This window comes from Pseudonocardia sp. SID8383 (assembly GCF_009864975.1).
Classification (GTDB): Bacteria; Actinomycetota; Actinomycetes; order Mycobacteriales; family Pseudonocardiaceae; genus Pseudonocardia; species Pseudonocardia alni.
Map to the genome: position 1 here is coordinate 1 of NZ_WWFY01001239.1, position 10,354 is coordinate 10,354.

The 10,354-nt window shown below is 72.6% G+C and carries 13 protein-coding genes; 8 read left to right on the top strand and 5 right to left on the bottom strand.

Features of this window, described 5'->3' with window-relative positions; all coding sequences use genetic code 11:
- Window positions 1-434 precede the first annotated feature (434 nt).
- Entirely contained in the window at window positions 435-677 is a 243-nt protein-coding gene (locus tag GTW08_RS30405) for a hypothetical protein (RefSeq protein WP_100880107.1), read from the top strand.
- Window positions 678-686: 9 nt separating this feature from the next.
- On the opposite strand, the gene GTW08_RS30410 is transcribed toward GTW08_RS30405, so the two are convergent.
- A complete protein-coding gene (locus GTW08_RS30410; RefSeq protein WP_073578010.1) occupies window positions 687-1,547 on the bottom strand; it encodes an LLM class F420-dependent oxidoreductase in 861 nt (286 codons plus the stop codon).
- Window positions 1,548-1,807: 260 nt separating this feature from the next.
- On the opposite strand from GTW08_RS30410, the gene GTW08_RS30415 reads away from it, so the two are divergent.
- Window positions 1,808-2,257, top strand: a complete 450-nt coding sequence (locus GTW08_RS30415) for an OsmC family protein (RefSeq protein ID WP_073578011.1) — start codon at window positions 1,808-1,810, stop codon at window positions 2,255-2,257.
- Between the two features lie 17 nt (window positions 2,258-2,274).
- The gene (locus GTW08_RS30420; protein WP_073578012.1) at window positions 2,275-3,063 is read left to right on the top strand and encodes an enoyl-CoA hydratase-related protein; all 789 of its coding nucleotides are present in this window, start codon (window positions 2,275-2,277) and stop codon (window positions 3,061-3,063) included.
- Between the two features lie 156 nt (window positions 3,064-3,219).
- On the opposite strand, the gene GTW08_RS32635 is transcribed toward GTW08_RS30420, so the two are convergent.
- Window positions 3,220-3,351: a hypothetical protein gene (locus GTW08_RS32635; RefSeq protein WP_255497827.1), complete on the bottom strand. Its 132-nt coding sequence runs from the start codon at window positions 3,349-3,351 to the stop codon at window positions 3,220-3,222.
- The gene (locus GTW08_RS30425) at window positions 3,348-4,103 is read right to left on the bottom strand and encodes a hypothetical protein (protein WP_161152877.1); all 756 of its coding nucleotides are present in this window, start codon (window positions 4,101-4,103) and stop codon (window positions 3,348-3,350) included. The genes GTW08_RS32635 and GTW08_RS30425 overlap by 4 nt, the downstream gene beginning before the upstream one ends.
- A 305-nt stretch (window positions 4,104-4,408) precedes the next feature.
- Here GTW08_RS30425 and GTW08_RS30430 point away from each other — a divergent pair, with 305 nt between their 5' ends.
- Window positions 4,409-5,254 (top strand): NAD-dependent protein deacetylase, encoded by an 846-nt coding sequence (locus GTW08_RS30430; RefSeq protein ID WP_073578014.1) that lies wholly within the window; start codon window positions 4,409-4,411, stop codon window positions 5,252-5,254.
- Window positions 5,255-5,258: 4 nt separating this feature from the next.
- Here the strand turns inward: GTW08_RS30430 and GTW08_RS30435 are convergent, their stop codons facing one another.
- Window positions 5,259-5,441, bottom strand: coding sequence for a hypothetical protein (locus GTW08_RS30435; RefSeq protein ID WP_020626278.1), 183 nt, complete (start codon window positions 5,439-5,441; stop codon window positions 5,259-5,261).
- Between the two features lie 44 nt (window positions 5,442-5,485).
- Here GTW08_RS30435 and GTW08_RS30440 point away from each other — a divergent pair, with 44 nt between their 5' ends.
- Window positions 5,486-6,451 carry a zinc-binding dehydrogenase gene (locus tag GTW08_RS30440; RefSeq protein WP_161152878.1) on the top strand — a complete coding sequence of 322 codons (966 nt, stop codon included), beginning with the start codon at window positions 5,486-5,488 and terminating at the stop codon, window positions 6,449-6,451.
- 221 nt (window positions 6,452-6,672) lie between these two features.
- Window positions 6,673-7,101 (top strand): MarR family winged helix-turn-helix transcriptional regulator, encoded by a 429-nt coding sequence (locus tag GTW08_RS30445; protein ID WP_062401445.1) that lies wholly within the window; start codon window positions 6,673-6,675, stop codon window positions 7,099-7,101.
- Window positions 7,102-7,188: 87 nt separating this feature from the next.
- On the opposite strand, the gene lepA is transcribed toward GTW08_RS30445, so the two are convergent.
- Window positions 7,189-9,051: a translation elongation factor 4 gene (gene lepA, locus GTW08_RS30450; protein WP_073578017.1), complete on the bottom strand. Its 1,863-nt coding sequence runs from the start codon at window positions 9,049-9,051 to the stop codon at window positions 7,189-7,191.
- A gap of 229 nt (window positions 9,052-9,280) precedes the next feature.
- Here lepA and cynS point away from each other — a divergent pair, with 229 nt between their 5' ends.
- Window positions 9,281-9,745 (top strand): cyanase, encoded by a 465-nt coding sequence (gene cynS / locus GTW08_RS32360; protein WP_253068178.1) that lies wholly within the window; start codon window positions 9,281-9,283, stop codon window positions 9,743-9,745.
- A gap of 171 nt (window positions 9,746-9,916) precedes the next feature.
- The gene (gene rpsT, locus GTW08_RS30460; protein WP_062401442.1) at window positions 9,917-10,180 is read left to right on the top strand and encodes a 30S ribosomal protein S20; all 264 of its coding nucleotides are present in this window, start codon (window positions 9,917-9,919) and stop codon (window positions 10,178-10,180) included.
- Window positions 10,181-10,354: the final 174 nt, after the last annotated feature.

Here is a 10,354-nt window from a genome sequence, read left to right on the forward strand (position 1 = left end):
CGGAGCGGGTGCGGCGGCGGCCGCGGCGGGCAGGGCGAGGCCGAGGGCGGCCAGAACGGCGACGAGTGCCCCGACGATCAGGGCACGCGGCCCGGACCGCGCATCCGGTCGAATGATCATGGTCCGGACGCTAGGTGGGGTCACCCGTTCGGGTACAGACGTCGCGACGAACCGCCACCGTCCCGTCACCCGCCGTTTCCACGGCTGCCGCGACGACCACCCTCCGTTCGACCGCCGACCGCATCGGCGGGTCCGTGACGGGCCATGATCACGACCGGTCACCGCGTAGGTGCGCCCGGTCACCGTGTCCTGCGTCGCACCCCTGTTCTACGCGCAGTAAAAGGGCGTTGAAGCGGGTACAACGGAGCTCGAGAGACCAGGAACGACTGCGCATGACACGCCCCGATCCCGACACGTTCAACGGAGAACGTCGCATGACCGCAGAGCTGATTCACCCCTTGCCCGAGGCTCCCGCACCCGTGGAGCTCCCGGCACCCCAGGCCGGCCGCTCGACCGTGGACCGGCTGCTGGACTCGATCGACGACCTGGTGCGCCGGCACCGCGCGCTCGCCGCGCACGACGGCGCCTCCGCCGCCCTGCACGCCGAGCTGATCGCTGCCGAGCTGGACCAGCAGGTCGCGATCCTGCGGACGATGCCCCGCCAACCCGGCAGGTGACCGCGCGGGTCAGAGCTCGGCTGCCGCCGGGATGATCTCCGACCCGAACACCCGCAGCGGCTCGATCGCCGCCACGTCCGGCACCACGGTGTGCACGTGCTGCACACCGAGTGCCGCGTAGCCACGCAGCTCCTCGACCGCGGCCTTCGGGTCGGCCGGGTCGAGCCGTGCCATGACCGTCTTCTCGATCTCGTCGTAATCGCGCCCGACCTCCTCGCAGCGGGTGCGCAGCACGTCCAGCTTGCGCTCCAGCTCGGGGCCGCCGAACAGGTTGCACGCGTCGGCGTACTGCGCGACCAGGCGCAGCGTCTTCCGCTCCCCACCGCCGCCGATCAGGATCGGCGGGTACGGCCTGCGCAGCGGCTGCGGCGTGTTCAGCGTGGCGCCGAGCCGGTAGTGGGCGCCCTCGAAGGGACCGTCGTCGTCGCTCCACATCTGACGGGCGATGCGCAGCGTCTCCTCCAGCCGCTCGAACCGCTCCGCGGTCGGCGGGAAGAACAGCCCGAGCCCGGTGGCCTCCTCGTCGTTCCAGGCGGCACCGATACCCAGCATCGCGCGACCCTTCGACAGCACGTCCAGAGTGGTCACGGCCTTCACCAGCAGGCCGGGGTCGCGGTAGGTCACCGCGGTCACCCAGGCCAGCAGGTCGACCTTCTCGGTGCGGGCGGCCAGGTAGCCGAGCACCGTGTACGCCTCGAGCATGTCGGTCTCGACCGGCCCGACCGGCCGGATCTGCCAGAGGTGGTCCATGACGCTCACCCGGGAGAAGCCCTGCTCCTCGGCCGCGACGGCGATCCGGGACAGGTCGTCGGCCAGGCCCGTCGGCCCGGCCGGGTAGGTGAAGTCCGCGATGTGCAGTCCGATCTCCACGGCATGTCCTCTCGTAAACGGAGCCAACTCCGTTTCGAGCGTAGCCCTCTCCCGGCGACCGGCGCCACCGCGCCCATCGGACCGCGGGCGTCGCCGGTTCGGTCGGCTCCGTCACGTCGCGCACGACCGTTCGGTGCGGTTCACTGATCCCGTGATCGCGCTCGTGCGGAGGCTGCACATCGACCTGGGCCGGACGGCCGGGGCCCTCTGTCCCCGCTCCTGACCCCGTCCCCCGCACCCCCTCGTACAGGAGATCACCCATGCCTCTCGTCACCTTCGCCGTCAGCGGCCAGGGCACCGGCGTCGCGCAGACCGTCGCGGTCGACGGCGCCGGCTACGTCATCGAGACCGACGCCTACCCCGCCTTCGGCGGCAAGGACGAGCACCCCAGCCCGCTCGCCTACACGCTCGCGTCGCTGTCGTCGTGCAACCAGGTCACCAGCTCGATCGTCGCGAAGGAGCTCGGCATCACGATCGAGCACGTGCGCTTCGACGTCGCCGCCGACTTCAACCCGACGACGATGACCACCGGGACCCACCGCGACGGCGAGACCACCTTCCAGAACCTGCGGGTCGACGCCGTGATCACCACCGACGGCACCGACGAGCAGGTCGCGCAGCTGGCCCGGGAGACCGAGCGCCGCTGCCCGGTGTCGCAGCTGTTCGCCCTGGCCGGGGTGTCGATCACCAGCACCTGGACGAAGGCCTGAGGTCCTAGTCTGCGGGGGTGGCAGACACCGTCGACTCCCCCGAGCTCGTCCACCTGGCCGTCGAGGCCGGGATCGCGACGATCACCCTGGACTCCCCGCGCAACCGCAACGCACTCTCGGCGCAGCTGCGCCGGGAGCTGATCGCGCACCTCGACGCGGCGATCGCCGACGACGCGGTGCGGGTCATCGTGCTGACCCACACCGGCACGGTGTTCTGCGCGGGCATGGACCTCAAGGAGTCCCGCGGCGCGGGCGCCGAGCAGCAGGGCGTCACCGAGGTGCCGCGGATCCTGACGACGCTGTGGGACTCCCCCAAGCCGGTCGTCGCCCGGCTGTCGGGCCCGGCCCGCGCCGGTGGGGTCGGGATCGTGGCGGCGTGCGACATCGCCGTCGCCGCCGAGTCGGCCACCTTCGCCTTCTCCGAGGTCCGGATCGGGGTGGTGCCCGCGGTCATCTCGGTGACCGTGCTGCCCCGGCTGTCCGCCCGCGCCGCGCACGAGCTCTTCCTCACCGGGGAGACCTTCGACGCGCGGCGCGCGGCGGCCGTCGGGCTGATCAACAGCGCCGTTCCGGCGGAGGCCCTCGACGACGAGGTGACCCGCTACACCGGCATGCTGCGCCTCGGTGCGCCCGGCGCCCTGGCCGGGGCGAAGGCGATGCTGCGCCGCGAGCGCCCGGCGACGATGTCCGACGACTTCGCCGCGATGAACACGCTGTCCGCCTCGTACTTCGCCTCCGAGGAGGGGCAGGAGGGCATCCTGGCCTTCGGGGAGAAGCGGACGCCGTCCTGGGTACCGGAGGGCTGAGCCCCGCGCCCCGGCCCGGCTCGCCCCGGCCCAGGCCCGCTCCGGCTCGACCAGGCCCGGCTCGCCCCGCGACGGCCCGGCTCGCCACGGCCCGGGTCCATCCCGGCCCGGACAGCCGAGTGGCACACCGGGCACCTCGGACCCCCTCGGGCAGGTTCACGGCGTACCACTCGTCGGGGCGTGGTCCAGCGCCCTGCCGATCTCCGCGACGATGCGCCCGGGCTCGTCGCGCAGGTCGAACCGGGTGTAGCGGTAGATCCGCCACCCGGCGTCGACGAGGCGGGTCACCCTCGTGGCGTCGCGCAGGACCCGGTCGGGGCCGGTGTGGTCGGCGCCCTCGTACTCGATGCCGACGCGCGGCGCGGGATAGGCGAGATCGAGCCACACCGCGCGGCGCCGGGCGTCGTCGAGCACCGGGTGCTGGACCTCAGGTCGGGCAGGCCGGCCCGGACCAGGAGCAACCGCAGCCGGGTCTCGGGCGGGGACATGGCGCGCCGGTCGGCGAGCCCCAGGACGCCGGGAACGCCGGCCACCCCGCGCAGCCCCCGGTAGCGGACCGCGAAGTTCAGCAGCAGGTCCGGAGCGAACCCGTGCCGGAACGCCAGCGCGTCCACCGCGACGACGGCGGCGGTCTCGTCGCGACCCCGGGCCAGGTCGAATGCGGTCCGCAGCGGCGTGGTGACCCGGACCCCGTCGCACCACCCGATCTCACCGGGGTGCAGCCGGTCGCGGCGCACGCGCACCCCGGCCGGGGCCCGGGCCCGGACCGGGAGCACCACGTCGACCGGCGCCCCGGCCGGCGCGCACGGTGCGCCGGACAGCTCAGCCGCGGCCCATCCCGCGATCACCCCGCGACCGCCGGACCAGCGGAACACCGCCCGGCACCGGTCGGCGTGTCCGAGCGGGACGAGGTGCCGGGCGGCCCAGGTGTCGGGCAGCACCCGGACGAACGCCGGGCCCTGCAGCCGTCGCGCCGTCACGAGGCCCGCGCCGACGGCGGCCGAGCCACGGAAGATGAGGGGCCACCCCGGCACGTCCACCGACGCAGGATCCGGGGACACCGCGCCGGGCGGGGCCGTTCGACGTCGCCGGTGTGCGATCGCGAACCGGTCCGGTCGCCGGAGTGCGCCGAGTGGCACACCACGGACCCGGGACCGGCCCCGACGGGTCCACGGTGTGCCACTCGGCAAAGCGGGCCGGGCGGCCCGGAGAGCCGGGGGGGGTGTGCCGCGAGGGGGTCCTGCTGCGGCTCGGCGAAGGGGTTCCGCGGCGGCGGGGCGAGGTGCGGCGGTGGGGCGGGCCGCCGAGGGGCGGGGAGCCACCGGGCGCGCCTACCCTGGAGAGCATGAGCGTCCCCGTCGTCAGCACCGACCCGGGCGCGGCACCGGACCTGCTCGCCGGGCGGCGCCTCGTCGTCCTCACCGGGGCCGGGCTGTCCACCGACTCCGGCATCCCCGACTACCGCGGCCCGGGCTCACGACCGCGCAACCCGATGACCTACTCCGAGTTCGTGTCCGGGGAGCCCGCGCAACGACGGTACTGGGCGCGCAGCCACGTCGGCTGGGCCCGGATGCGTCGCGCCGACCCCAACCCCGGACACCGCGCGCTGGCCGCACTGGGGGCGGCGGGCGTCGTCGACGGACTGATCACACAGAACGTCGACGGCCTGCACTCCGTGGCCGGCAGCCGCGGCGTGGTCGACCTGCACGGGCGCATCGACGAGGTCGTCTGCCTGGACTGCCGCCGCATCACCCCGCGCGACGCGCTGCAGGCCCGGCTCACCGCGCTCAACCCCGGCTTCACCGAGGCGCACAGCGCGCAGGTCGAGACGGCCCCCGACGGCGACGCCGCGGTGGAGATCACCGACGGCTTCCGGATCGCGCCGTGCGCGTCGTGCGGCGGGGTCCTCAAACCGCACGTCGTGTTCTTCGGGGAGAACGTGCCGAAGGACCGGGTGGCGCGCTGCTACGCGATGGTGGCCGCGCTGACCCCCGAGGACGGCGCGCTGCTCGTCGCCGGGTCCTCGCTCACCGTCATGTCGGGGCTGCGGTTCGTCCGGGCCGCGCACCGGGCGGAGGTGCCGGTCGTGATCGTCAACCGCGGGGCGACCCGGGGCGACGAACTCGCCGACCTGCGCGTCGACGCGGGCTGCTCGGAGGCGCTCGCCGCACTCGCGGCCCAGCCGGTCTGAGCGCTCAGGCCCCGCCGTCGCGACGCCCGCGGGGGGTGTCGAAGCGCCGGGTGGCCCGGTCGGCACCGATCGCGACCAGCGCGCACGCGGGCAGGACCACCACCGTCACGAACACGACCTGCACCACGAACGGCAGGCCGGTGAGCCACAGCTCGAACGCGTCCCAGCCGTCGATGATCGTGCGCACACTCCACACGGTAGTCCCCGGGCCCAGGCATTAGGTTCGGGGCCATGTTCGCTGTCTATGCGCAGGAGCCCAACGCCGACGCTCCCCTCGACTCCCTCGTCGTGGGCGAGCGGCCCGACCCGGAGGTCCCCGACGGCTGGGTCTCCGTCAACGTCTCCGCCGCCAGCCTCAACATGCACGACCTGTGGACGCTGCGCGGGGTCGGCATCAAGCCCGACCAGTTCCCCATGATCCTCGGCTGCGACGGCGCCGGGACCCTCGACGACGGCACCGAGGTCGTCCTCTACCCGATCATCGGCGACCCTGACTGGCGCGGCGACGAGACGCTCGACCCGAAGCGCACCCTGCTCACCGAGCGCCACCAGGGCACGATGGCCGACACGGTGATCGTCCCGGCGCGCAACGCGGTCCCCGCCCCGAAGGGCCTCACCCCCGGCCAGGGCGCCGTCCTGGGCACCGCCTGGCTGACCGCGTACCGGATGCTGTTCACCAAGTCGGGCCTGCAGCCGGGCCAGACGGTGCTCGTCCAGGGCGCCTCCGGCGGCGTCTCGACGGCGCTGGTCCAGCTGGGCCGCGCCGCGGGCTTCCAGGTGTGGGTCACCGGCCGCGACGAGGAGAAGCGCGCACTGGCCGAGCGGCTCGGCGCGCACGCCACGTTCGAGTCCGGGGCGAGGCTGCCGGGCAAGGTCGACGCCGTCATGGAGTCGGTCGGCGAGGCCACCTGGAAGCACTCCATGCGGGCGCTGCGTCCCGGTGGCCGCATCGTCGTCTGCGGCTCCACCTCGGGCCCGAACCCGCCCGCGGACCTGCAGCGGCTGTTCTTCCTCCAGCTCGAGATGGTCGGCGCGACCATGGGGACGCGGCAGGAGCTCGCGGATCTCATGAACTTCGTGGCGACGGCCGGGATCGCGCCGGAGATCGGGACAGAACTGCCGATGGACTCCGCGAAGGAGGCGTTCGAGGCGATGGCTGCGGGGCGCACGGCGGGGAAGATCGTCCTGACCCGCTAGGGCGTTACGTGATCCGGGTGTGATGCAGTCGTGATGTCGTTGGTGAACGTCAAGCGGTCTACGTAATCGCTGGTCGTCGGCCTGTCGGTCATCGCTGCGTGACGACCGCCCGGCGCTCGGGGGACGTTTGCCCAGGACAGGGTCGGATTTCGCCCGTTCGGCAAGTACAGTGCGTCATCGTGACCGAGCCTTTGAGTCGACGGGCGTCGGGGACTGCCACCATGGCTGCCCCGACGCCTGGAGCCGCGGGTGTCGTCGAGTTCCTGGACCGGGTCGACCACGCCGTGGCCACAGCCCTGTCCACCAACCCGTCCTCGACGGACGTCAGCCGTGACGGCTGGCGGGTCCTGTTGATGCTCGCCCGCGGCACCGGCCGCAGCATGGGCGAGGTCGCGGGACACACGTCGCTGCCCGCCCCCACGGCCACCCGGATCGTGGACCGCCTCGTCGAGAAGAAGCTGGCCTACCGGTCGGCCGACCCGCTCGACCGGCGCCGCGTGCTGGTGCACCTGTCGGCCGAGGGCCGGACGGTCGTCGAGTCCGTCTGCCAGCGGGTGCAGCGCATCCTGTCGCCGCGCCGTGCCCCCGCCGCCCGGCCCGCGCCGTGCGACGGGCCGATCCCCGGCCCCCGGGCGGGCTCGGTCATGTAGACCGCCCCCGCGCTCCCCCGCCCCCCACCACGTACACGTCGGGCCCGACCCCCAGCCGGGAGTCGGGCCCGCTTCGCGTCCGGGGGGCTACTTCTTGGGCTTCTCGGTGGCCGTCCCGCCACCGGTGGACAGCGCGGCGACGAAGGCCTCCTGCGGGACCTCGACGCGGCCGATCGTCTTCATCCGCTTCTTGCCCTCCTTCTGCTTCTCCAGCAGCTTGCGCTTGCGGGAGATGTCGCCGCCGTAGCACTTGGCGAGGACGTCCTTGCGGATCGCGCGGATCGTCTCGCGGGCGATGATCCGGGCGCCGACGGCGGCCTGGATCGGCACCTCAAACTGCTGGCGCGGGATGAGCTCGCGCAGCTTGGTCGCCATCGAGGTGCCGTAGGAGTACGCCGACTCCTTGTGCACGATCGCGGAGAACGCGTCGACGGCCTCGCCCTGCAGCAGGATGTCGACCTTCACCAGGTCGGCCACCTGCTCGCCGGCCTCCTCGTAGTCGAGGCTGGCGTAGCCACGCGTGCGGGACTTCAGGTTGTCGAAGAAGTCGAAGATGATCTCGCCGAGCGGCATCGTGTAGCGCAGCTCGACGCGGGTCTCGGACAGGTAGTCCATCCCGCCGAGCTGGCCGCGCCGGCTCTGGCAGAGCTCCATGATGGTGCCGACGAACTCCGACGGCGCCAGGATGGTGATCTTGGTGATCGGCTCGCGGACCTCGGCGACCTTGCCCACCGGCCAGTCGCTGGGGTTGGTCACCTCGATCTCCTCGCCGTCGTCGGTGGTGACCTGGTAGACGACGTTGGGTGCGGTGGAGATCAGGTCGAGGTCGAACTCGCGCTCGAGCCGCTCGCGGGTGATCTCCAGGTGCAGCAGGCCGAGGAAGCCGCAGCGGAAGCCGAAGCCGAGCGCGGCCGAGGTCTCGGGCTCGTAGGTGAGCGCGGCGTCGTTGAGCTGCAGCTTGTCCAGCGCCTCGCGCAGGTCGGGGTACTGCGAGCCGTCGATCGGGTAGAGCCCGGAGTAGACCATCGGCTGCGGCTCGCGGTAGCCGGTCAGTGGCGCGGTGGCCCCGTTGCGCTTGGACGTGACGGTGTCGCCGACCTTGGACTGGCGGACGTCCTTCACCCCGGTGATGAGGTAGCCGACCTCGCCGACCCCCAGGCCGGCGGACGGCTTGGGCTCCGGGGAGACGATGCCGATCTCGAGCAGCTCGTGCTCCGCACCGGTGGACATCATCTTGATCTTCTCGCGCGGGGAGAGCTTCCCGTCGACGACCCGGATGTAGGTGACGACGCCGCGGTAGGTGTCGTAGACCGAGTCGAAGATCATCGCGCGGGCGGGGGCGTCGGCGTCGCCGACCGGGGCGGGGACCTGCGCGATGACGGCGTCGAGCACCGCCTCCACGCCCTCACCGGTCTTGGCGCTGCACCGCAGCACGTCCTCCGGCTCGCAGCCGGTGATGTGCGCGATCTCCGCGGCGTAGCGCTCCGGGTCCGCGGCGGGCAGGTCGATCTTGTTCAGGACCGGGATGATGTGGAGGTCCTTCTCCATGGCCAGGTACAGGTTGGCCAGGGTCTGCGCCTCGATCCCCTGCGCGGCGTCGACCAGCAGGATCGCGCCCTCGCACGCCTCGAGCGCCCGGGAGACCTCGTAGGTGAAGTCGACGTGGCCGGGGGTGTCGATCAGGTGCAGGACGTGCTCGGTCTCGACGCCGTCGGCGTTCTTCGCGGTCCACGGCAGTCGGACGTTCTGCGCCTTGATCGTGATGCCGCGCTCGCGCTCGATGTCCATCCGGTCCAGGTACTGGGCCCGGGCGTCACGATCGCTCAGCACCCCCGTGACCTGCAGCATCCGGTCGGCCAGGGTGGACTTCCCGTGGTCGATGTGGGCGATGATGCAGAAGTTCCGGATGCGCTCCGGCGGGGTGAACGTGCGGTCGGCGTACGTCGTCACTCGGCTGTACTCGGCTTTCGCTCATGCGTGGGGCTTCGGGCACTTCGGGTGCTCAGGGCACTCGGGGCTCGGGGCACTGGGTCCCATCGTCCCATGTCGGGCCGGGCGACCGCCGTGGTGGCACCGCAGATCGTCACACGCCGTTCACGCGACGCGTCCCGGCGTTGCCGCCCGCCCGCCGATCGCGCACGATCGAACGGGTACGCCACCCCCACCCGGAGGAGTCACCGTGTCGGTCACCCCCGTCCCCCCGCTCGACCGACTGGGCGCCGCCCGCGTCGTACTGGCCCGCAAGAAGAAGCTGGGCCTCACCTGGGACAAGATCGCCGAGGCGTTGGGCCACCCGGTCGAGTGGTCCACCTCGGCCCTGCTCGGACAGCAGACGCTGACCCGCGAGCAGGCCGAGACCGCGGGTTCGCTGCTCGACCTGGACCCCGACGTCGTCGACGCGCTCACCCTCCCGCCGGTCCGCGGCGCGGCCGCGGTGGACCTCACCGACCCACTGGTCTACCGGCTCTCGGAGATGGTCCAGGTGTACGGAACGACGATCTCGGAGCTGGTCCGTGAGGAGTTCGGCGACGGCATTGTCTCGGCCATCGACTTCGAGCTGGACCTGCAGCGGGTGCCCGACCCCAAGGGCGACCGGGCCGTGATCACCCTCAACGGGAAGTTCCTGCCCTACCGCGTCTGGTGACCCGGCACAGGGCGCGACGACACCGCTGGTAACCTTGTGCGTCGAGCGCTCGGCGTGCTCGCCCGAAACGGCCTGGACCCTCTCTCCAGTGATGCTGTTCGGTGCCGCCGGAGCGGACCCGGACGAGAACACTCACCAGCCGACCAGCAGGCAGGAAGACCAGAGGCAGACGTGGCCAACATCAAGTCGCAGATCAAGCGAGTCAAGACCAACGAGAAGCGCCGGCAGCGCAACAAGTCGGTGAAGTCGTCGGTCAAGACCGCGATCCGCCACTTCCGCGAGGCCGCCGACTCCGGCGCCGACAACGTCGTGGAGCTGCAGCGCAAGGCGGCCAAGGCCCTCGACAAGGCGGCCGGCAAGGGCGTCATCCACCGGAACCAGGCGGCCAACCGCAAGTCGGCCCTGGCCAAGCGTCTCAACGACGTCCAGGCCTGAGCCACCCCGGTTCTTCCGACGACGGCGCCGCCCCACCCGGGCGGCGCCGTCGTCGTCTTTCCGGACCCCGGGCGGCCCGGCACGGCCGGTGTCCCCGGGGCCGAGCGGGGCGGCACCGTCGCCGCTCCCGGGGCCCGCGGGGCGGCACCGTTGTCGCTCCCGGGTCCCGCGGGG

Bases quoted from the DNA above. Each gene is read 5' to 3' on its own strand.
- GTW08_RS30415 (WP_073578011.1), top strand. From the start codon at position 1,808: ATGCCTCTCGTCACCTTCGCCGTCAGCGGCCAGGGCACCGGCGTCGCG.
- GTW08_RS30405 (WP_100880107.1), top strand. From the start codon at position 435: ATGACCGCAGAGCTGATTCACCCCTTGCCCGAGGCTCCCGCACCCGTG.
- GTW08_RS30440 (WP_161152878.1), top strand. From the start codon at position 5,486: ATGTTCGCTGTCTATGCGCAGGAGCCCAACGCCGACGCTCCCCTCGAC.
- GTW08_RS30430 (WP_073578014.1), top strand. From the start codon at position 4,409: ATGAGCGTCCCCGTCGTCAGCACCGACCCGGGCGCGGCACCGGACCTG.
- GTW08_RS30445 (WP_062401445.1), top strand. From the start codon at position 6,673: ATGGCTGCCCCGACGCCTGGAGCCGCGGGTGTCGTCGAGTTCCTGGAC.